The sequence below is a fragment of the Streptomyces sp. NPDC058375 genome, from assembly GCF_042723425.1.
Classification (GTDB): Bacteria; Actinomycetota; Actinomycetes; order Streptomycetales; family Streptomycetaceae; genus Streptomyces; species Streptomyces durocortorensis.
Map to the genome: position 1 here is coordinate 1 of NZ_JBHXJG010000037.1, position 20,586 is coordinate 20,586.

Genomic DNA, 20,586 nt, shown 5'->3' on the forward strand with positions numbered 1-20,586 from the left:
CACGGGGCGTACGTACGCGGGTGGGGCGGGTCGGGCGGAGCCCCGGGGATCAGCCCCGCCAGGGCAGCTCGGCCGTGACCGTCGTCGGGCCGCCGGCCGGGGAGTCGACCACCAGGACCCCGTCCACCGCGTCCAGCCGCTCCGTCAACCCGGCCAGGCCGCCGCCCGAGGCCGGCGACGCCCCTCCCCGGCCGTTGTCCGTGACCTGGAGCATCAGCCGGTCGGCCGCCCGCCACACATCGACCGTGGCCCGGGTCGCACGGGCGTGCTTGCTGATGTTCTGGAGCAGCTCCGAGACGGTGAAGTACGCGATCCCCTCGATGGCCTGCGCGGGCCGCGCGTCCAGATCCACCTCGACGGTGACGGGCACGGTGCAGCGAGAGGCTATCGCCGAGAGCGCGGCGTCCAGGCCCCGGTCGGTGAGGACGGCCGGGTGGATCCCACGGGCCAGGTCGCGCAGCTCCTGAAGGGCCACCTTCACCTCGCCGTGCGCTTCGTCGACCATGCGGGCGGCGGCCTCGGGGTCGTCGGTGAGCTTCTCCTTCGCCAGGCCCAGATCCATGGCGAGGGCGACCAGGCGGGCCTGGGCGCCGTCGTGGAGGTCGCGTTCGATGCGGCGCAGGTCGGCGGCGGCGGTGTCCACCACCACGCCCCGGTCCGACTCCAGCTCGGAGACCCGGGTGGCCAGCCGGGACGGCCCCAGCAGACCGGTGACCATCAGCCGGTCCACCGTCAGCAGCCCCCGCACGATCCACGGCGCCGCCATCACCAGCACCAGGCCCACCGCCCCGGTCGCCGCCAGCTCGGCGGGCGAGTCCAGATACTCCTGGTGGGTGCGGTCCCCGTACAGCTGGAGGCCGTCCTGCCCACCGAACACCGGGAAGAGCCAGAACCACAGCGGATACGTCAGCGCCGCCAGGCCGTATGTCCAGAACGAGACCGCGACGACGAACGTGAATACGGCCCACGGGAAGTGCAGCAGCGTGTACAGCAGGTGCCGCCAGGACACCCCGCTCTTGAGCACCGCCCCCATCCAGGACATCGGGCCGCCGGTCTTCCCCCGCACCCGCTCCGGATCCGCCACCTCCACCCGCAGCAGCGCCCGCGCCCGGTGCCGCTCCAGCGCCCCGAAGCCCCGGCACACGGCGAGGCCGACGGCGAGGACCGGTATCCCGATGAAGGTGACCAGCAGGCCCGCGCTCAGCGACGTCATGGTGACCGCGAAGACGAACATCGCCGTGGCCAGCGGGAAGCTCAGCAGCGCGTAGAGCAGCTCGCGCCAGGCACGGGCCTGCAGCGGCGCACGCAGCGGCGCGGGGAGGAAATGCTTCGCCGGCGTCGTCGCCCCGAAGCCGGGGGCGGAACCCTCGTGCTCCCGGTCCCGCGTGTCCGGTCCGTATGCCGTGGCCATGAGTCCCGTCCGTTCCGTCTCTGTTTCAGTCTCTCAGTGGGCTGTACGTGGGGTGTGCGCCGAGGCGGCGCCGGAGGCGGCCCGTCACCACGGACCGTTCTTCCCCCGTTCTCCCTCCAGGGTGCTGGCCGGCGGCCTTCCGCACCATGGGGTCCCTCTCCGTATCCGACCGGGGGTTTTCCCCACCCCCCTGCCGGTCAGGCGGTCAGACGGTCGGGTCGCGCGGGTCGGTCGCGCCACGGCAGCTCGGCGGTGACGGTCGTCGGCCCGCCCGCCGGCGAGTCCACGACGAACACCCCGTCGACCGCGTCGAGCCGCTCGGCGAGCCCCGCCAGCCCCGAGCCGCCGTCCAACCGGGCCCCGCCCCCGCCGTCGTCCGTGACCTGGAGCAGCAGCCGGTCGCCCGAACGCCACACGTCGACGGAGACCGACTGCGCGCCGCTGTGCTTGCTGACGTTCTGGAGGAGCTCCGAGACGGTGAAGTACGCGATCCCCTCGATCGCCTCGGCCGGACGCCCCCGAAGCCCCACCGACACCTTGACCGGGACCGTGCAGCGGGAGGCGATCGCCGAGAGCGCGGCGTCCAGGCCCCGGTCGGTGAGGACGGCGGGGTGGATGCCGCGGGCCAGGTCGCGCAGCTCCTGAAGGGCCACCTTGATCTCGCCGTGGGCCTCGTCGACCATGCGGGCGGCGGCCTCGGGGTCGTCGGTGAGCTTCTCCTTCGCCAGGCCGAGCCCCATGGCGAGGGCGACCAGGCGGGCCTGGGCGCCGTCGTGGAGGTCGCGTTCGATGCGGCGCAGGTCGGCGGCGGCGGTGTCCACCACCACTCCCCGGTCCGACTCCAGCTCGGCGATGCGCCGCTCCAGCTCGTCCGACGGAGACAGCAGCCCGCGCACCATCGCCCGGTCCACCACCGTCAGCCCCCGCGCGATGAACGGCAGCACCGGCCACAGGACGAACAGACTCACCAGCGTCACCGCGAACGTCAGCACGCCCCACGGCAGTCGGACGAACCCGTACAACAACGTCCGCCAGCCCACCGGGTCCTTCAACCCCGCCCACAGCCGGACGAAGAACCCCTGGTCCTGGTGGCCGCGCCCCAGCGGACTCGGCTCCTCCACCCGTACACCGAGCATCCACCGCGCCCGCCGCCGCTCCAGCCGGCCCAGCAGCCGAGCGCCCTGGAGCCCGCCGACCAGCAGCGGCAGGCCGATCACGGTGACGGACAGTCCGGCGCCCACGCTGATCACAACAACTGTGTAGACGAACCCGACGACGGCCACCGGCAGATTGGCGAGCAGATACGCGATCTCCCGCCAGGCCCACCGGTCGAGGGCGAAACGGGCGGGCGGCGGCCGGTCGGGGTCCGGCACGGAAGGGCTCATGGTCATACCCACAGCCTGCCGGGCCGCACCCCCGCGCACCATGGGGCTCATGGGTGGGGTGAAGTAGGGATAACCCCACCTGATGCCCGACGCGGCTGCTTACGCTCCGTTTAGCAGGCCCTAGACTCCCGTGCGTACAGAACCCGTGCGTTCAGAACCCGTGCGTTCAGAACAGGCACGTGGGACAGACGCTGACGAAGAGGGAGCGAGGGGCGGACGTGGCCGACGTTACGGACGTGACCGGCGTGGTGGATGCGGCGGGCATGACCGGCGTGTCCGGCGGCCCCGGCGTTCCGGTGGACGGACCCACCGCACTCGCCTCCGCGTACTTCCAGAGCTACTCGGTCATCGGCCTCCTCGCCCTGATCGGCGTCCTGTTCGTCGCCGTGGCCTTCGGAGCCGGGCGGCTGTTGCGCCCCGTCATCCCCACCCCCGAGAAGCTCCTCACCTACGAATGCGGCGTCGACCCGGTCGGCGAGGGCTGGGCGCACACCCAGGTCCGCTACTACGTCTACGCGTTCCTGTACGTGATCTTCGCGGTCGACTCCATCTTCCTGTTCCCGTGGGCCACGGTGTTCGCGGCGCCCGGATACGGCGCGACGACCCTGGTCGAAATGTTCATCTTCCTCGGCTTCCTGGCCGTGGGACTGCTCTACGCATGGAAGAAGGGCGTCCTCGCATGGGCCTGACGAGCCGGCCGACCCCGGCCCCCGAGTCGCAGCAGCCCGCGCCCCCGTCCCCGTCACCCTCCGAGCCGGTGCTCCTCCCCGAGCCCAAGCGCCTCGGCGTGCTCTCCCGGCTGGCACCGGAGCCGATGAAGGTCGTCCTCAACTGGGGCCGCCGCTACAGCCTCTGGGTCTTCAACTTCGGACTCGCCTGCTGCGCCATCGAGTTCATCGCCGCGTCCATGGCGCGCCACGACTTCATCCGGCTCGGCGTGATCCCGTTCGCCCCCGGGCCCCGTCAGGCCGACCTCATGATCGTGTCCGGCACGGTGACGGACAAGATGGCCCCGGCCGTGAAGCGGCTGTACGAGCAGATGCCCGAACCGAAGTACGTCATCTCCTTCGGCGCCTGCTCCAACTGCGGCGGCCCCTACTGGGACTCGTACTCCGTGACCAAGGGCGTCGACCAGATCATCCCCGTCGACGTGTACGTACCCGGCTGCCCGCCCCGGCCCGAGGCGCTGCTCCAGGGCATCCTCAAGCTCCAGGAGAAGATCGCACGCGAGTCGCTCGCCGAGCGGTACGCCACCGGGGCGACGGGCGGCGGCCCGTCCACCGAGGCCCTGCGCAGCGGCCTGGTCGCCGCGCCGGCGGCGGCCCCGACAGCGGCTCCGGAACCGGACGAGGAGGGGCGGCGATGAGCGGCCACGACCGGCCCGCGCAATCCGCGGCCGAAGCCTACGACCGGCTGCCGGACGCCGTCACCGACCTGTTCGGCGACGAGGCCACGGCGGAGTCGGCGTACGACCTGCTGACCGTCGACGTCCCCGCCGCCACCTGGCTCACCGCGCTGCGGACCGCCCGTGACGACCTCGGATGCACCTACTTCGACTGGCTCAGCGCCGTGGACGAACCGGGCGTCGGCTTCCGCGTCTGCGCCCATGTCGCGGCCCTGAGCACGGGTACGGTGCGGCGGCTGCTGGTACGGACGACCGTGCCGCACGACGCGGCGGTCCTGCCCAGCGCCATCGATGTGTACGCCGGGGCGGCGTGGCACGAGCGCGAGACGCACGAGATGTTCGGCGTCGCGTTCGACGGCCACCCCCACCTCGTACCGCTGCTCCTGCCGGACGGCTTCGAGGGCCACCCGCTGCGCAAGGACTTCGTCCTGGCCGCACGCGTAGCCAAGGCCTGGCCCGGGGCGAAGGAACCGGGGGAGCCGGCGGAGGGCCACACCGGCCCCAAGCGTCGCGCGATGCTCCCGCCCGGCGTCCCCGACCCGAACGAATGGGGCCCCCTGAAGGGCCAACTCCCCCCGGCCGCCGCCCGCCCGGCCCGCGCCGCCCGCGCGGCAGCCGACCGCCCGTCCCGCCGCACGCGTACCGCCGGCGAGGGCTCAGCCGCACAACGCCCCACGACACCCTCCGCGGAGACCCCGCAGGAGCAGCCCGCGCCCCCGGAGCAGCAGCCCACGCCAACGCCAACACCTTCAGAGGCACTCCCGGCGACGGGCCCGCGCCGTTCTCGGTCGGTGTCGGAGGGGTCGGCGAGCCAGCGCCCGGGGTCGGAGGAGCCGGGGCCCACGCCGGCCGGCCCGCCCCGTCGTTCTCGGTCGGTCTCGGAGGGGTCGGCCAGTCAGCGCCCCGGACCGGAGGAGCCGGGGCCCACGTCGGCTCGTCCGGCCCGCCGCTCTCGCTCGGTGTCCGAGGGATCCGCCAGTCAGCGCCCCGGGCCCGACGCGGGCGCTGACGTACCCGCTCCGCCCCGGGTGCGCAGCACGGACGCCCCCTGGCACGACGCCCAACCGGCCTTCGACGAACCGGAGGCCGAGTCTCCGGATGCGCCTTCTCAGCCTCTCCGGCGTTCGAGGAGCGGGGGTACGGGGGCGGAGCCCCCGGTACGGGAAGGGGCGGGTAGGGGAGAAGCCCCGCACAGCAGCCCCACCCCCAGCGACCAGCCCGAGCCCACCCCCGGCGACGCCTCGGAGTCGAGCGACAAGTCCGACCCCACCCCCGGCGACGCCTCGGAGTCGAGCGACAAGTCCGACCCCGCCCCCGGCGACGCCTCGGAGTCGAGCGACAAGTCCGACCCCACCCCCAGCGACAAGCCCGACCCCACCCCCGGCGACGCCTCGGAGTCGAGCGACAAGCCCGACCCCACCCCCGACGACCCCACGGACCCCACCCCAGACCACCCCGCCGGAGGCGATCCCGAGTGAACGACGTGTCCGACGTCGCCCTCCGCCTGGCCATCGTCTTCGTCGTGTTCCTGGTCGCCCCCCTCCTCGTGGGCCAGACGGAACACAAGGTGATGGCCCACATGCAGGGCCGCCTCGGCCCCATGTACGCGGGCGGCTTCCACGGCTGGGCCCAGCTCGTCGCGGACGGCGTGAAGTTCGCGCAGAAGGAGGACGTGGTCCCGGCCGCCGCCGACCGCCGCGTCTTCCAGCTCGCCCCCGCCGTCGCCCTCCTCCCGTACCTCCTCGTCCTCGCCGTCATCCCCCTCGGCCCAGGCGACGGCGCGGTCGGCCAGGTCGTCGACGCGGGCATCTTCTTCGTGCTCGCCGTCATGGGCATCGGCGTCCTCGGCTCGCTCATGGCCGGCTGGGCCTCCGCCAACAAGTTCTCCTTGCTCGGCGGCCTCCGTACCGCCGCGCAACTCCTCTCCTACGAGCTGCCGATGCTCCTGGCTGCCGCCTCCGTCGCCATGGCGGCCGGTACGGTCTCGCTCACCGGCATCCTCGACGCCTTCGCCTGGTGGTGGCTGCCCTGGCAGATCGTCGGCGCCCTGGTCTTCTTCGTGGCCGGCCTCGCCGAACTCCAGCGACCGCCGTTCGACATGCCGGTGGCCGACTCCGAGATCATCTTCGGCGCGTACACCGAGTACACCGGTCTGCGCTTCGCCCTGTTCCTCCTCGCCGAGTACGCGGGCATCGTCATCCTCTGCGCGTTGACCACCGTCCTGTTCCTCGGCGGCTGGCACGGCCCGTTCGGCGCCGACGGGCTCGGCTGGCTCTGGACCCTCCTCAAGACCGCCCTCCTCGCGTTCGTCGTCATCTGGCTGCGCGTCAGCTACCCGCGCCTTCGTGAGGACCAGTTGCAGAAGCTCGCCTGGACCACCCTCGTCCCGCTCGCCTTGGCGCAGATCGCGCTCACCGGCATCGTGAAGGTGGCGATCAACTGATGCCCCCGATCCCCGGCTCGGGCCTCGCCAAAGGCCTCGCCGTCACCCTGCGCACGATGACGAAGAAGACCGTCACCGCGCAGTACCCGGACACCCAGCCCGAACTCCCGCCCCGCTCCCGCGGCGTCATCGGGCTGTTCGAGGAGAACTGCACGGTCTGCATGCTCTGCGCCCGTGAGTGCCCCGACTGGTGCATCTACATCGACTCCCACAAGGAGACGTCGCCGCCCGCCGCCCCCGGCGGCCGTGAGCGCAGCCGGAACGTCCTCGACCGCTTCGCCATCGACTTCTCCCTCTGCATGTACTGCGGCATCTGCATCGAGGTGTGCCCCTTCGACGCGCTGTTCTGGTCGCCCGAGTTCGAGTACGCGGAGACGGACATCCACGAACTCACCCACGAGCGCGACAAGCTCCGCGAGTGGATGTGGACCGTGCCGGAGCCGCCCGCCCTCGACCCCGCAGCCGAGGAACCGAAGGAGATCGCCGCCGCCCGCAAGGCCGCCGACAAGCTGGCAGCCCAACGCGCCCAGGAACAGCAGCAACAGCAGGCACAGCGGGAACAGCAGGACCAACCGGACGAGAAGGGAGGAACCTCGTAATGCTCCTCACCGCCACGGCTGACGCCACCGTCACCGCCGCAACCACCGCAGCCGCCGACCACCCCGGTTTCCTCTCCCCGTCCGGCGTCGAGATCGCGTTCCTCCTCGTCGGCCTCGCCACCCTCGGCGCCGCCGTCATCACCGTCACCACCAGGCAACTGGTGCACGCCGCACTCTGGCTCGTCGTGGCGCTCGGCGGACTGGCCGTGGAGTACCTCCTGCTCACCGCGGAGTTCATCGCCTGGGTCCAGGTGCTGATCTACGTCGGTTCCATCGTCGTCCTCCTCCTCTTCGGCCTGATGCTCACCCGGGCCCCGATCGGCCGCTCCCCGGACGCCGATTCGGGCAACCGGTGGGTCGCCCTCGGGGTGGCCGCCACCGCGGCGGCGGCCCTCGTGTGGGTCGTGGTCGACGCGTTCCGCACGACCTGGATCGACCTCGATGGGCCGGCCCAAGGCTCCACCGAAGTCACCGGCGCCTTCCTCTTCCGGAACTGGGTCCTCCCCTTCGAGGCGCTCTCCGTCCTGCTGCTCGCCGCCCTCGTCGGCGCGATCGTCCTGTCCCGCAAACGCGACACGGACACGCACACCGGCACCGGCACCGGCACCACGGCCCGCCCCGGTAAGTCCGGCAAGGAGGAGCAGAGCTGATGCACCTCGCCTATCCCGCCGTGCTCGCCGCCCTCCTCTTCTGCGTCGGTCTCTACGGCGTTCTCGCCCGCCGCAACGCGATCCTGGTCCTGATGTCCGTCGAGCTGATGCTCAACGCCGTCAACCTCAACCTCGTCGCCTTCGACGTCTGGCTCCGCGACACCCTCCACTCCGGCCAGGCCCTCACGCTCTTCACCATCGCCATCGCCGCCGCCGAGATCGGCATCGGCCTCGCGATCGTCCTGGCCGTCTACCGCAACCGGGGCACCTCCGCCATCGACCGGCTCCGCGACACCGCCGAGACCGACGCGGCGGAAACGCTCCTGGACGACACCGCGACGCTCCCCGACCGGGCGGACGAGAACACAGGGAAGACGGAGAACACAGGGAAGACGGAGAACACAGGAAAGACCAAGAAGGCAGAGGCCGCCACGTGACCACCACGACCCTCGCCGCCCTCGTCCCCCTCCTCCCGTTCCTCGGCGCCCTCGGCGGCCTCGCCGTCGGCCGCACCGCCCCCGAGTTCGTCCGCCCGCTGGCGATCCTCCCGACCCTCACCGCGGCCGTACTCGCGGTGATCGTCGCTGTCCGCCAGGGCGGCGGCCGGGCCATCGACGCCGCGACCCAGCTCACCCCCACCGGCTCGGTCCCGATCGACCTGGCGCTGCACCTCGACGGCTTCGCCGTGCTGGTCGCCGTCCTCGTCACCGTCGTCGCCACCTGCGTACAGCTCTACTCCACGGCCTACCTGCGCGACGACGCCCGCTATTCCTCCTACGCGGCCCTGGTCTCCCTCTTCACCTCCGCGATGCTGCTGGTCGTCTACTCCGGCGACCTGATGGTGCTCCTGGTCGGCTGGGAGATCATGGGCATCTGCTCGTACTTCCTCGTCGGCCACTACTGGGAGACGCCCGAGGCCCGCGCCGCCTCCCTCAAGGCCTTCCTGGTCACCAAGCTCGGCGATGTCCCCTTCCTGATCGGTCTGTTCGCGCTCGCCGCCGACACCGGCAGCTTCCGGATCACCAAGATCCTGGCCGCCGTCACCACCGGCGGCCTCGACCACCCCACCCTCATCGCCCTGCTGCTCCTCGCGGGCGTCGCGGGCAAGTCGGCGCAGTTCCCCCTGCACACCTGGCTGCCCGACGCGATGGCCGGTCCCACCCCCGTCTCCGCGCTCATCCACGCCGCGACGATGGTCGCCGCCGGCATCTACTTCGTGGCCCGCCTGCTGCCCGTCTTCGCCGCCTCCGGCGCGGCGCTCGTCGTCCTCGCCGTGATGGCCGCCGTCACGATGATCGGGTCCGGGCTCGCCGCCCTCGCCCAGGACGACATCAAACGCGTCCTCGCCTACTCGACGATCGGACAGCTCGGCTACATGTCGGGCGCCCTCGCCGTCGGGGACCGGGGCGCGGCCGTCTTCCACCTGATCTCGCACGGTGCGTTCAAAGCCGTCCTCTTCCTCGCCGCGGGCGTCGTCATCCACGCCGCGGGCACCAACTCGCTCGCCGCCATGTCCCGGATGAGCGGCCTGGACCGCCGCATCCCGGACGCCTTCTGGACGATGACCGTCGCCCTGCTCGCGCTGGCCGCCATCCCGCCGTTCGCCGGCTTCTTCTCCAAGGAAGCCGTCCTCGTCGCCGCCGAGCACACCGCGCTGGGGGACCGGACCGTCGCCCCGGCCGCAGCGGGCTGGACGATCCTGATCGCCGGGCTCCTCGCCGCCGTCCTGACCGCCGCCTATGCCGTACGCCTCTGGCTCCTGGCCTTCCGCGGCCGCGGGGCCGAAGTCCCCGACCACGGCAGGCAGCCCCCCGCCATGACCTCCGTCCTGTGGATCCTGGCCGTCCCCACCATCGGCTTCGGCCTCACCGTCGGCATGCTCGGCGACTGGTTCGACGGGCACGGCCTCACGCCGTCCCTCACCACCGCCGTCCTCTCCACCGGTGTCACGCTCGTCGGCGGCCTCGTCACCTACGGCGCGTGGCGGCACACCACCGCCCTCGCCGCCCGCACCCCCGTCGGGGCCGTGGCCGCCCACCCGGACGCCGAACCCGCGCTCGTCGAAGCCGAGGCCATGACGTCCCACACCGCCGCCTACGGCACCATCGCGGACGCCCCCGACCCGGCCGACCCCGGCAGACTCCTCCTCGGGCCCCTGCACCGCCACGCGGTCACCGGCTTCCACCTCGACGCCCTGTACACGGTGCTGTTCGTCCGCCCCGTCCAGGGAGCGGCCCGCCTCGTTCGCTTCCTGGACCGCGAGGTCGTCGACACCTACGTCAACGGAACGGGCGCCGTCACCCGCCTCCTCGGCACCGCCGTCCGCCGGGCCCAGACCGGCAACGTGCAGACCTACGTCAGCGCTCTGCTCGCCGGGTCACTCGCCCTGGCGATCGCCGCCGTCGTCTTCGCCAACGTCAACGCGGGGTCGTGACCGTGATCGATATCAGCCCGTCCGTGATGCAGTTCCTTCTGGCGTTCATCGTCGTCGCCCCGCTCCTCGGCGCCGCCGCGGCCCTGCTCCCCGCCCCGCCCGGGCTCAAGGGGAAGAACCCCGACCAGGCCGTGCTCCGCCACGGCGTGACCGTAACCGGGGCCGTCCTCGTCGCCGCGATCGTCCTGGCCATCGGCTTCGACCACGACCACCCCGCCACGATGCAGGCGACCACCGACATCAGCTGGATCCCGGCGCTCGACGTCCGCATCCACCTCGGCATCGACGGCATCTCGCTCCCCCTCCTGGTCCTGACCGCGCTCCTGACCTTCCTCTGCGCGCTGTACAGCTACTTCAAGCTGCCCGCGGGCCCCTCACCGAAGGCCTTCGTCGCCCTCGTCCTCGTCCTGGAGTCCGGCACCCTCGCCACCTTCGCCGTCCTCGACCTGCTGCTCTTCTTCCTCGCCTTCGAGATGGTCCTCATCCCGATGTACTTCCTCATCGCCCGTTGGGGCGGCGACCAACGGCAGGCGGCCGCCTGGAAGTTCATCCTCTACACGCTGCTCGGATCGGTCGTCATGCTGCTCGGCCTCCTTCTCATCGGGCTGAAGAGCGGCACCTTCGACATGGTGGCACTCGCCACTGACAACGGCCGTGGCCTGACCACATCCGTGCAGGTCATCGCCGTCCTCGCGATCGGTCTCGGCCTCGCCGTGAAGACCCCGATGTGGCCCCTGCACAGCTGGCTCCCCGACGCCCACACCTCCGCCCCCACGGTCGGTTCGGTCCTCCTCGCGGGCGTCCTGCTGAAGATGGGAACGTACGGATTCGTCCGGATCCTCCTCCCCGTCGCCCCGGACGGGATGCGGACCTTCGCGCCCTACCTCGCCGCCTTCGCCGTCGTCGGCATCGTCTACGGATCCCTCGCCTGCCTGGCCCTGGCCCGTACCGGAGCCAAGGGCGACCTCAAGCGGCTCATCGCCTACTCGTCCGTCGGCCACATGGGCTTCGTCCTGCTCGGCATCGCCACCATGACCCCCACCGGAGTCAACGGCGCGCTCTTCGCCAACATCGCCCACGGACTCATCACCGGCCTGCTGTTCTTCCTGGTCGGCGCCATCAAGGACCGCTACGGCACCGCCGACCTCGACACCCTCGCCGGAGCGACCGGAGCCGCCCTCTACGGCCGGGCCCCCCGCCTCGGCGCGCTGCTCGCCTTCGCCGCCGTCGCCTCGCTCGGCCTGCCCGGACTCGCCGGATTCTGGGGCGAGATGCTCACCCTGTTCGGCGCGTACAGCCCCGCCGAAGGCCTCAGCCGCCCCGCGTTCCGCACCTTCATGGCCATCGGGGCGTTCGGCACCCTGCTCACCGCCGCGTACATGCTCATCGTCGTCCGCCGCGTCTGCATGGGCGAGCACGCCCCCCACTCCCGGCTGTCGCCCGACGAGCAGGCCCCGCGAGCAGCGGACGACCCCCAGGCATCCGCGGCCGCCGGCCCCCGAACGGCCACCACCCCGCAGCTCGCCGACATCCAGACGTACGAAGCGGCGGCCTGGACCCCGCTCGCCGCGCTCACCGTCCTCGCCGGTCTCTGGCCCGCCGTCCTCCTCGGCCTCACCGACCCGGCCGTGCAGAAGCTCCTCGCAGGAGGCAAGTCGTGACCGCGGACCTCAGCACCACCGCCGGAAGCCTCGTCGCGCAGGCCCCGGACCTGGCGGTCCCCGGCACCGGCAACGCCGCCGGAAACCTCGCCGCGGCCGACGCCCCCAGTCTCGTCCAGTCCATCGACTGGCTCGCCATCGCGCCCCCCACCCTCACCGCGCTGGCCGCCCTGGTCGTCCTCGTCGCCGACCTGTTCCTGCCCGCGCACCGCAAACGGCTCCTCGGTTACGGGGCCCTCACCGCCCTCGCCGCCGCCCTGGCGCTCCTGATCCCCCTGCGCGCCGGGGACCGGTCCACCTTCTGCGTCACCACCGGCGCCCAGGCCTGCAGCTACACCGCCGACCACTTCACCGTCGTCATCCAGGCCCTCGTCCTCGGCGGCGCGTTTCTCACCGTCCTGCTCTCGCTCGACGACACCCGGAAACTGCCGGCGGGGGAGTTCTGGTTCCTGCTCCTGGCCTCGGCAGCCGGGGCCGCCCTGCTGCCCGCCTCCCGCGACCTCGCCACGCTCGTCGTCGCCCTCGAAGTCGCCTCGCTGCCCGCGTTCGCCCTCGTCGGCATCAAACGCGGCGACCGGCGCTCCTCCGAGGCCGCGTTGAAGTTCTTCCTCTCCTCCGTCGTCGCCACCGCCGTGATGCTGCTCGGCGTCAGCTTCGTGTACGCGTCGACCGGCACCCTGCACCTCACCGAGATCGCCGCCCGTCTCGACGACGTGCCCCCGGTGCTCGACACCCTCGCCAAGACCGGGGTGGCCCTCACCCTCGTCGGCTTCGCCTTCAAGACGGCCGCCGCGCCCTTCCACTTCTGGGTTCCCGACACCTATGTCGGTGCGCCCCTCCCGATCGCCGCGTATCTCTCCGTCGTCGGCAAGGCCGTCGGGTTTTCGGGCCTCATTCTGGTGACCGTCATCGCGTTCCCCTCCTATGCCGACGTCTGGGGGCCCGCCCTCGCCGTCCTCGCCGCGCTCACCATGACCGTCGGCAACGTCGCGGCCGTCCGCCAGAGGGCCGACCGCGCCCGCAGCGCCGTCCGCCTGCTCGCCTGGTCCTCCGTCGCCCAGGCCGGCTACCTCCTGGTCCCGATCGCCGCCGCCGCGTACTCCAGCGACGAACAGATCGGCTCCACCGTGGCGTACGCCCTCATGTACGCCGTCGTGAACCTGGGCGCGTTCGCGGTCGCCGCCCTGGTCGCCCGTACGCACCCCGGCAACCGGCTCTCCGACTACCGGGGCCTGTACGCCACCCGCCCCCTGGCCGCCCTGGCCCTCGGGTTCTTCCTGCTCTGCCTGGCCGGACTGCCGCCCGGCATCATCGGGCTCTTCGCGAAGGTCACAGTCTTCTCCGCGGCGGTCGACGCGGGCCTCGGCTGGCTCGCCGTCGTCATGGCCGTCAACGTGGTGATCGCTCTCTACTACTACCTTCCGTGGACCGCGATCCTCTTCCGCGCACCGGACGGAGCCCCGGAAACGGCCGAGGCGGACACCGCGGCCCCGGCCTCCACTTCGCCGCGACGATTCCGGGCCCCCGCCCCGCTCACCACGGCGATCGTGCTCACCGCCGCCGCCGGAATCCTGCTCTCCGGGGTGCCGCAGGCCGTCCTGCGCTTCGCCTCCGTCAACCTTTTCTGAGCTCTCCCGACCCCGCAAGATCGGTTTGCCCACGGCTGCGGCCACAGGGCATGGTCTTGGCTTCATACGTCACGTAACCGGCGTGGACGTGTCGGCAGCAAAGAGGAGAGAGAGCAGTGCTGAACGGGTTCAAGGACTTCATCCTGCGCGGGAACGTCATCTCGATGGCGATCGGCCTCGCCGTCGGGGCAGCCTTCACCGCCGTCGTCACGGGCTTCAGCAACGCCTTCATCACCCCGCTGATCGGCCTCGCCACGCGAGGCACCGGAGACTTCAGCAAGGCCTCCTACAAGGTCGACGGTGTCGAGTTCCCGTACGGCCTCTTCATCAGCGCCGCGATCGCCTTCCTGATCACCGCCGGGGTGCTGTACTTCTGCGTCGTGGTCCCCATGGCCAAGGTGCAGAACCGCTTCGCCAAGGAGGAGGCCGTCGACATCAAGGCCGCCCTCCGCGACTGCCCGCGCTGCTTCAGCGAGATTCCCGCCGTCGCCTCCCGCTGCGGCCACTGCACCAGCGAGGTCGAGCCCGACTCCGAAGCCCTCTCCCTCGCCAAGCTCCCCGCACAGCAGCACTGACCCACCGGGTCACCCGCACCACCGGACGCTCCGCCACCCGTACGGCCCAGCGCCACTCCCTACGGGGCCGGGGGCCCGACCGGTGCGAACACGCGGCACGCCCCCCGCCCTCCGGCCGCACGCACAAGGGAACTAGGTCCTCCCGCCTGGCGTTGACCAGTACGGGAGGCTCCACTGGGGAGTGGAGCACCACCATGCAAAGGGTTCCCCTGCTGCACCACTTGGAGGGCGTACCGTGCACCGCCGGCACAACGGGCTCAAGACCGCCGTACTCCTCGGGGGACTGTCCGCACTCATCATCGTCATCGGCAGTTTCTTCGGACGTACAGGCCTCGTCGTCGCGCTCCTGGTAGCCGTCGGCACCAATGCGTACGCCTACTGGAACAGCGACAAGCTCGCGCTGCGGGCCATGCGCGCCCGTCCCGTCAGCGAATTCGAGGCCCCGCAGCTCTACCGCATCGTCCGCGAGCTCTCCACGGCCGCCCGTCAGCCCATGCCGCGCCTCTACATCTCCCCGACGCAGGCGCCCAACGCCTTCGCCACCGGCCGCAATCCGCGCAACGCCGCCGTCTGCTGCACCGAGGGCATCCTCCAGATCCTGGACGAACGCGAGCTGCGCGGCGTCCTCGGCCACGAGCTCAGCCACGTCTACAACCGGGACATCCTCATCTCGTCCGTCGCCGGAGCCCTCGCCTCCGTCGTGATGTTCCTGGTCAACTTCGCCTGGCTCATCCCGGTGGGCCGCTCCAACGACGACGAGGGGCCCGGCCTCCTCGGCATGCTCCTGATCATGATCCTGGGGCCGCTCGCCGCCTCCGTCATCCAGCTCGCCGTCAGCCGCTCCCGTGAGTACGAGGCCGACGCCTCCGGGGCCCAGCTCACCGGCGACCCGCTGGCTCTCGCCAGTGCCCTGCGCAAGCTCGACGCGGGTACGAAACAGCTCCCGCTGCCGCCCGAGCCGAAGATCGAGACCGCGAGCCACATGATGATCGCCAATCCCTTCCGCCCGGGCCAGGGGATGGCGAAAATGTTCTCCACCCACCCGCCCATGGCGGAGCGCATCGCCCGACTAGAACAGATGGCAGGTCATCGCCCGTGAAAACCATCCTGAACGTCATCTGGCTGATCCTCTGCGGATTCTGGATGTTCCTCGGCTACCTCCTCGCCGGCGTCCTGCTCTGCATCACCATCATCGGCATCCCGTTCGGCCTCGCCGCCTTCAGGATCGGCGTGTACGCGCTCTGGCCCTTCGGCTACACCGTCGTCGACCGCAGGGACGCCGGATCGCCCTCCTGCGTCGGCAACGTCCTCTGGCTGATCCTCGCCGGCTGGTGGCTCGCCCTCGGCCACATCACCACCGGCATCGCGCTGTGCATCACGATCATCGGGATCCCCCTGGGCATCGCCAACTTCAAGCTGATCCCCGTCTCCCTCATGCCCTTCGGCAAGGAGATCGCCCCCACGGACCAGCCCTTCGCCACCCGCTAGACGCCCCTCGGACCTGCCCGACCCGCCGAATCCGGCGACCGCCCGAGCAACCGAACACCTGCCCGCCGCGTCTTGGCTTTCACGACCAAGCAAGGGGTAGGTGCAGCGACATGGGCATCATCAGTTGGATCATTCTCGGCCTGCTCGCCGGACTCATAGCCAAGATCCTCCTCCCGGGACGTGACCCGGGCGGCATCATCGGCACCACCCTCATCGGCATCGCCGGGGCCTTCGTCGGCGGCTGGCTCTCCAGCCAGGTCCTCGACCGCCCCATCAGCAACGACTTCTACGACACCGCGACCTGGATCGCCGCCATCGCCGGCTCCCTGGTCCTGCTGATCGCCTACCGTCTGCTGTTCGGCCACTCCCGCGACCGCCGCTGACCGCCGGCCTACCGGGGCGAGCCCCGCGCTCCTACGCGTCCCCCGACGCCATCCCGGTCTCCCGCAGCGTCAGATTCAATCGACCGGCCCGCAGCCCCGCTGCCGGGTCGGCCGTTCCCGCGTACACCTTCGGCACCCCGTGGAACGCGAAACGCGACGGCCCGCCGAAGACGAACAGATCCCCGGACGCCAACTCCACATCCGTGTACGGCTGCCCGCGTCCCTCCGCGTTCCCGAAACGGAACACACACCTCGCCCCGATGCTCAACGACACCACAGGAGCGCCCGACCGCTCCTCCTTGTCCTGGTGCATCCCCATCCGCGCGGCGTCGTCATAGAAGTTGATCAGCGCGGTGTCCGGCGCGAACGCCCGTGCCGCCTCCTCGTCCCCGTACGCCTCGGCCACCGCCGCCCGCCCCAGATCGCCCAGCCAGTCCGGGAACGCGGCCACCCGGGCGCCATTCACATCGTCGGCCGTACGGGCATACCGGTACGGCTGCCAGTGCCACCCCAGGCACACCGTCCGCACCGACATCACCCCGCCGCCCGGCAACACCGTGTGCCGCAACGGGACCGGCCCGCGCGCCCACTGACGGCACGCCGCCACCAACTCCGCCCGCTGCTCCACCGACAGCCACTCCGGCACATGGACGGCGCCCGGCGCGACGACCGTCCTCGGACGCCGGAACAAGCCGTCCGAGGAAGGCGCAAGGTCCGAGGGAGGCGGAAAGCCCGAGGAGGGCGGAAGGTCCGAAGAAGGCGGGAGGTCCGAAGAAGGCGGGACGTCGGACGCCACGGCTCAGCCCGCCACGCCTTCGAGCCCCAGCAGCAGCTTCTTGCGCTCCAGCCCGCCCGCGTACCCCCGCAGCGCCCCGTCCGCACCGATCACCCGGTGGCACGGCCGTACGACCAGCAGCGGGTTGCGTCCGATCGCCGTGCCCACCGCCCGCACCCCCGCGCCCGAGGCGCCGACCTGTGCGGCGACCTCTCCGTACGACACCGTGCTCCCGTACGGGATCGACTCCAGCACCGCCCAGACGCGCCGCTGGAAGTCCGTGCCCACGCCCTCGGCGAGTGGCACGTCGAACCGCTTCGAGCGCCCCGCGAAGTACGCCTGCAACTGCCGGGCGATGTCCGCGAACGCCTCGGGGGCGTGCCACCAGCCGTCCTGGACGACCGCGCCGCCCTTCTGCCCGGGCACGGACAACGAACGCAGCCGGACACCACCGGTGCCGTCCACCGCCGCCTCGCCGACCAGCAGCAACTCGCCCAGCGGGCTCTCCGCCCGCGCGTACACCGTCGTCGTCATGCCTTCTCACTTCCCCGGTCCGTACGGCCAGTCTGCGCCCGTCCGCCCCACCGTCACCGGCGGTATTCGGACATCGCATCCCGCGCCGCTCCGCATGCCCCGCACGAGCCGGAAACACGGAGAGGCACGCCGTCGAGGTCGGCCCCGGCGGTGTGCCCCCGTGGTGTACGGCAGTCGACTGCCGTGACTACCGGTAGTTCACGAACTGGATCGCGAACTCGAAGTCCTTGCCCTTCAGCAGCGCCTGAACGGCCTGGAGGTCGTCCCGGCTCTTCGAGCTGACGCGCAGCTCGTCGCCCTGGACCTGCGCCTTGACGCCCTTCGGGCCCTCGTCGCGGATCGTCTTCGCCACCTTCTTGGCGTTCTCCTGGGAGATGCCTTCCTCGATCGTGGCGAAGATCTTGTACTCCTTGCCGGAGAGCTGCGGCTCACCGGCGTCCAGCGACTTCAGCGAGATGCCGCGCTTGATCAGCTTGGACTGGAAGATGTCGAGGATGGCCTTGACGCGCTCCTCGCCGTTCGCCTCCATCAGGATCTTCTCGCCCGACCACGAGATCGAGGCGCCCGTGCCCTTGAAGTCGTAACGCTGGGAGATCTCCTTGGCGGCCTGGTTGAGGGCGTTGTCGACCTCCTGCCGCTCGACCTTCGAGACGATGTCGAAACTGGAGTCGGCCATGACGTGTGGCTCCTTGCGTCGAATGTGCGTAGGGATACAGGCCAAAGCCTAGCCACCGCCGCACCCTCCGGCTGCTGATCAAAGAGGTGGCGGAGCACCCCTGGCCATCGGGTATTGTTTACGTCGTCGCCAAGGAGCTCACCACGAGATCCAATGCGTCGTTCGAGGCGGTGTGCCCGAGTGGCCAAAGGGAGCAGACTGTAAATCTGCCGGCTCAGCCTACCCAGGTTCGAACCCTGGCGCCGCCACGCGAACGAAGCCCCCGACCGGTTCTTCCGGTCGGGGGCTTCCTCGTTGTCGGGAGCCCGTCGCGGGCGACCGGTCCGGCCGCCCGCGACGCCTCAGTTGCCCGCGACGTCCTTCACGGCCACCGTCACCGGCACGTTCCCGGAGATCGCCTCCAGGGTGAGGCCCGCCGTCGCCGGGGTGTCCAGCAGCTCCAGCAGCGTGGCCGCCACGTCGTCGCGGGGGATCGGGCCACGGCCCGTCGAGGCGGCCAGGAGGACCTGGCCGGTGCCCGCGTCGTTGGTCAGCATGCCGGGGCGCAGGATCGTCCAGTCCAGCGCGGTGCGGGAGCGTACGTCGGCGTCGGCGGCGCCCTTGGCCCGCAGATACACGTCGAAGACCTCGTCGCCGGGGTGGCCGGGGTCGGCGCCCATCGAGGAGACGACGACGTAGCGGCGCACGCCCGCCGCCTCGGCCGCGTCGGCGAACAGCACGGCCGCGTCGCGGTCGACGGTGTCCTTGCGGGCGGTGCCGCTGTTCGGCCCGGCGCCCGCCGCGAAGACGGCCGCGTCCGCGCCGCGGAGCACCTGTGCGGTCTGCTCCACGGTGGCCGATTCGAGGTCCAGCACGGCGGGTTGGGCGCCGGCGTCGGTCAGGTCCTGACTCTGTTGGGGGTTGCGGATGATCCCTACGGCTTCATCCCCGCGTGCGGCGAGCAGCCGCCCCAGCCGCAGTGCGATCTGTCCGTGTCCACCTGCGATGACAATACGCATACCCCCGACCGTACGCCCGGGGACGGGGTCGCGCTCAGTTCCTCGGCCCGGCGCCGGAGTCGGGCCGCCCCTGGCGCGGGAGTCCGCCGAGGCCCGTGACGGCGTCGGCGTCGGAGTCGCAGTATTCGCGTACGGCGCTGGTACGGGCGACGATCCGGCCGCCGTGGATGACGATGCGGCTGTAGGCGAGGGAGAGCGCCGCGGAGAGCCGTTCGCCGCGTACGGCTAGGAGTTCGGCGGGGAAGCCCGCCTCGACCCGCACATCGGGAAGGCCGAGCGTCGCGCGCGCGGCCGTGGAGACCAGGGCGTACGCCTGCTCGGCGCGCAGCCCCGCCTGCGAGGCGAGGAGGTAGGCGGCTTCGAGTGGATCGCCGCGGCCGACCGGATTGGCCGTGTCCCGCAGCGCGCCGCTGCCCGCCGTGACGCGCACGCCGGCGGAGCGCAGCAGGCGTACGGGGGCGGTCGTACGGCGTTCCGCGCCGGCGCAGCCGCCCTGGGGCAGGCAGACCACGGTGATCCCGGCGGCGGCGAGCCCGTCGGCGGCGCGGGCCGCGACGTCCAGGGGCAGATGGGCCAGTCCGGCGCAGGGGCCGAGGGTGACACCCGGGCGCAGGCCCGCGGCCATCGCGGCGAGCCGGGCCAGCCGGGCGGGGTCCTCGGCGTCGGTGTGCAGGTCCACGGGGCAGCCGTGCTCGGCGGCGATCTCCAGGACGGCTTCGGTGTAGCCCGTGGGGTCGGGGTCGAGGTCGGGGCAGCCGCCGACGACGGCCGCGCCCATCTTCACCGCGTCCCTGAGCATTGCGAGGCTGTCCGCTCCGGCGATGCCGGTGAGGAGCCGGGGGACCGCGACGGGCAGCACGTCGGCGAGGCCGCGCAGGGCGCGCCGGGTCTGCAGGACGGCTTCGAGCGGGGCGAGCCCCTGGACGTCGCCGACGCGTACGTGGGTGCGCAGGGCGGTGGCGCCGTGGCCGAGTTGGTGCAGGGCGGCCTCGGTGGCGCGGCGCTGGATGTCCTCGGTGCGGTGGGAGGCGGGGCCGGGGCTGTCGGGGCCCACGCTGTCCGCGGTGAGGGCGGTGTCGCTGTGGGCGTGGGGTTCGGCCGGGGCGGGGAGCAGCAGATAGCCGCGGAGGTCGATGCGGGGGCCGCGGGCGGTGAGGCTGCCCGCGGTGCCGACGGCCTCGATCCGGCCGCCGCTCAGGCGTACGTCGACGGCCCGGCCGTCGGCGAGGCGGGCGCCGCCGAGGACGAGGGCGGGGGTGTCGGCGGTGGTGGCTGCGTCGGCGCTGTCGGGCGCGTTGTCGTCGGGCCGCCGTGGCTGGCTGTCAGGCATCGCGCTCCTGGGAGGGGTGCAAGATCACACGGAGTGACCACACCCTAGGGGCGTGCGGGGGCGGCTTCCGGGAGGAGCGGAATAGTCGTACCGGTGCGCCCGCCGCGGCGGCCGGACCGGCCCGGTCCGCAGTCGCACGTGACCTGGATCAAGGCCTGATCAGGGGGTGTGGGCGACCCCGGACGGAGGGCCGGAGGGGGCGGCACAAACG

21 protein-coding genes and 1 tRNA gene are annotated in these 20,586 nt (G+C 71.8%); 15 read left to right on the plus strand and 7 right to left on the minus strand.

All coding sequences use genetic code 11. The features are described from left to right. Positions 1-49 precede the first annotated feature (49 nt). The gene (locus ACFWM7_RS09210; protein ID WP_383257048.1) at positions 50-1,411 is read right to left on the minus strand and encodes a sensor histidine kinase; all 1,362 of its coding nucleotides are present in this window, start codon (positions 1,409-1,411) and stop codon (positions 50-52) included. Between the two features lie 197 nt (positions 1,412-1,608). Beyond that, positions 1,609-2,802 carry a sensor histidine kinase gene (locus ACFWM7_RS09215; protein WP_383257051.1) on the minus strand — a complete coding sequence of 398 codons (1,194 nt, stop codon included), beginning with the start codon at positions 2,800-2,802 and terminating at the stop codon, positions 1,609-1,611. Between the two features lie 257 nt (positions 2,803-3,059). Between ACFWM7_RS09215 and ACFWM7_RS09220 the strand changes: the two genes are divergently transcribed. From ACFWM7_RS09220 to ACFWM7_RS09285, 14 genes are all read left to right on the plus strand, one after another. Beyond that, positions 3,060-3,485 carry an NADH-quinone oxidoreductase subunit A gene (locus ACFWM7_RS09220; protein WP_383257129.1) on the plus strand — a complete coding sequence of 142 codons (426 nt, stop codon included), beginning with the start codon at positions 3,060-3,062 and terminating at the stop codon, positions 3,483-3,485. Then, a complete protein-coding gene (locus ACFWM7_RS09225; RefSeq protein ID WP_383257054.1) occupies positions 3,476-4,162 on the plus strand; it encodes an NADH-quinone oxidoreductase subunit B in 687 nt (228 codons plus the stop codon). Before ACFWM7_RS09220 ends, ACFWM7_RS09225 begins: the two co-directional genes overlap by 10 nt. Continuing rightward, positions 4,159-5,679, plus strand: a complete 1,521-nt coding sequence (locus tag ACFWM7_RS09230; RefSeq protein ID WP_383257057.1) for an NADH-quinone oxidoreductase subunit C — start codon at positions 4,159-4,161, stop codon at positions 5,677-5,679. The genes ACFWM7_RS09225 and ACFWM7_RS09230 overlap by 4 nt, the downstream gene beginning before the upstream one ends. Further along, complete coding sequence (locus ACFWM7_RS09235) at positions 5,676-6,644, plus strand: NADH-quinone oxidoreductase subunit H (RefSeq protein WP_383257060.1); 969 nt, start codon at positions 5,676-5,678, stop codon at positions 6,642-6,644. The genes ACFWM7_RS09230 and ACFWM7_RS09235 overlap by 4 nt, the downstream gene beginning before the upstream one ends. Next, entirely contained in the window at positions 6,644-7,243 is a 600-nt protein-coding gene (locus ACFWM7_RS09240) for a NuoI/complex I 23 kDa subunit family protein (protein ID WP_383257064.1), read from the plus strand. Before ACFWM7_RS09235 ends, ACFWM7_RS09240 begins: the two co-directional genes overlap by 1 nt. Next, positions 7,243-7,893 (plus strand): NADH-quinone oxidoreductase subunit J, encoded by a 651-nt coding sequence (locus ACFWM7_RS09245; protein ID WP_383257067.1) that lies wholly within the window; start codon positions 7,243-7,245, stop codon positions 7,891-7,893. The genes ACFWM7_RS09240 and ACFWM7_RS09245 overlap by 1 nt, the downstream gene beginning before the upstream one ends. Next, positions 7,893-8,330, plus strand: a complete 438-nt coding sequence (gene nuoK, locus ACFWM7_RS09250; protein WP_383257070.1) for an NADH-quinone oxidoreductase subunit NuoK — start codon at positions 7,893-7,895, stop codon at positions 8,328-8,330. The genes ACFWM7_RS09245 and nuoK overlap by 1 nt, the downstream gene beginning before the upstream one ends. Continuing rightward, the gene (locus ACFWM7_RS09255; protein WP_383257072.1) at positions 8,327-10,327 is read left to right on the plus strand and encodes an NADH-quinone oxidoreductase subunit L; all 2,001 of its coding nucleotides are present in this window, start codon (positions 8,327-8,329) and stop codon (positions 10,325-10,327) included. The genes nuoK and ACFWM7_RS09255 overlap by 4 nt, the downstream gene beginning before the upstream one ends. Beyond that, positions 10,324-11,988, plus strand: coding sequence for an NADH-quinone oxidoreductase subunit M (locus ACFWM7_RS09260; protein ID WP_383257074.1), 1,665 nt, complete (start codon positions 10,324-10,326; stop codon positions 11,986-11,988). The genes ACFWM7_RS09255 and ACFWM7_RS09260 overlap by 4 nt, the downstream gene beginning before the upstream one ends. Then, positions 11,985-13,616 carry an NADH-quinone oxidoreductase subunit N gene (locus ACFWM7_RS09265; RefSeq protein ID WP_383257075.1) on the plus strand — a complete coding sequence of 544 codons (1,632 nt, stop codon included), beginning with the start codon at positions 11,985-11,987 and terminating at the stop codon, positions 13,614-13,616. Before ACFWM7_RS09260 ends, ACFWM7_RS09265 begins: the two co-directional genes overlap by 4 nt. Positions 13,617-13,732: 116 nt before the next feature. Further along, positions 13,733-14,191 carry a large conductance mechanosensitive channel protein MscL gene (gene mscL, locus ACFWM7_RS09270; protein WP_383257078.1) on the plus strand — a complete coding sequence of 153 codons (459 nt, stop codon included), beginning with the start codon at positions 13,733-13,735 and terminating at the stop codon, positions 14,189-14,191. A 235-nt stretch (positions 14,192-14,426) separates the two neighbouring features. Beyond that, complete coding sequence (gene htpX, locus ACFWM7_RS09275) at positions 14,427-15,290, plus strand: zinc metalloprotease HtpX (RefSeq protein ID WP_383257080.1); 864 nt, start codon at positions 14,427-14,429, stop codon at positions 15,288-15,290. After that, positions 15,287-15,679 carry a YccF domain-containing protein gene (locus ACFWM7_RS09280; RefSeq protein ID WP_383257084.1) on the plus strand — a complete coding sequence of 131 codons (393 nt, stop codon included), beginning with the start codon at positions 15,287-15,289 and terminating at the stop codon, positions 15,677-15,679. Before htpX ends, ACFWM7_RS09280 begins: the two co-directional genes overlap by 4 nt. Before the next feature lie 110 nt (positions 15,680-15,789). Next, positions 15,790-16,062 (plus strand): GlsB/YeaQ/YmgE family stress response membrane protein, encoded by a 273-nt coding sequence (locus tag ACFWM7_RS09285; RefSeq protein WP_030798917.1) that lies wholly within the window; start codon positions 15,790-15,792, stop codon positions 16,060-16,062. A gap of 31 nt (positions 16,063-16,093) precedes the next feature. Here ACFWM7_RS09285 and ACFWM7_RS09290 read toward each other — a convergent pair whose 3' ends face one another. The 3 genes from ACFWM7_RS09290 to ACFWM7_RS09300 all read right to left on the minus strand — a co-directional run bounded on the left by ACFWM7_RS09290 (position 16,094) and on the right by ACFWM7_RS09300 (position 18,047). Beyond that, positions 16,094-16,753 (minus strand): alpha-ketoglutarate-dependent dioxygenase AlkB family protein, encoded by a 660-nt coding sequence (locus ACFWM7_RS09290; protein ID WP_383257087.1) that lies wholly within the window; start codon positions 16,751-16,753, stop codon positions 16,094-16,096. Positions 16,754-16,861: 108 nt separating this feature from the next. Continuing rightward, complete coding sequence (locus tag ACFWM7_RS09295; RefSeq protein ID WP_383257089.1) at positions 16,862-17,371, minus strand: methylated-DNA--[protein]-cysteine S-methyltransferase; 510 nt, start codon at positions 17,369-17,371, stop codon at positions 16,862-16,864. 187 nt (positions 17,372-17,558) lie between these two features. After that, positions 17,559-18,047 carry a YajQ family cyclic di-GMP-binding protein gene (locus ACFWM7_RS09300; RefSeq protein ID WP_010056669.1) on the minus strand — a complete coding sequence of 163 codons (489 nt, stop codon included), beginning with the start codon at positions 18,045-18,047 and terminating at the stop codon, positions 17,559-17,561. A 166-nt stretch (positions 18,048-18,213) separates the two neighbouring features. On the opposite strand from ACFWM7_RS09300, the gene ACFWM7_RS09305 reads away from it, so the two are divergent. Then, positions 18,214-18,295: transfer RNA gene (locus tag ACFWM7_RS09305), tRNA-Tyr, on the plus strand. A gap of 93 nt (positions 18,296-18,388) precedes the next feature. On the opposite strand, the gene ACFWM7_RS09310 is transcribed toward ACFWM7_RS09305, so the two are convergent. Together ACFWM7_RS09310 and ACFWM7_RS09315 are read right to left on the minus strand one after the other, a co-directional pair. Then, entirely contained in the window at positions 18,389-19,045 is a 657-nt protein-coding gene (locus ACFWM7_RS09310) for an SDR family oxidoreductase (RefSeq protein WP_383257094.1), read from the minus strand. Between the two features lie 34 nt (positions 19,046-19,079). Then, positions 19,080-20,375: an amidohydrolase family protein gene (locus tag ACFWM7_RS09315; protein ID WP_383257097.1), complete on the minus strand. Its 1,296-nt coding sequence runs from the start codon at positions 20,373-20,375 to the stop codon at positions 19,080-19,082. Between the last annotated feature and the right edge of the window lie 211 nt (positions 20,376-20,586).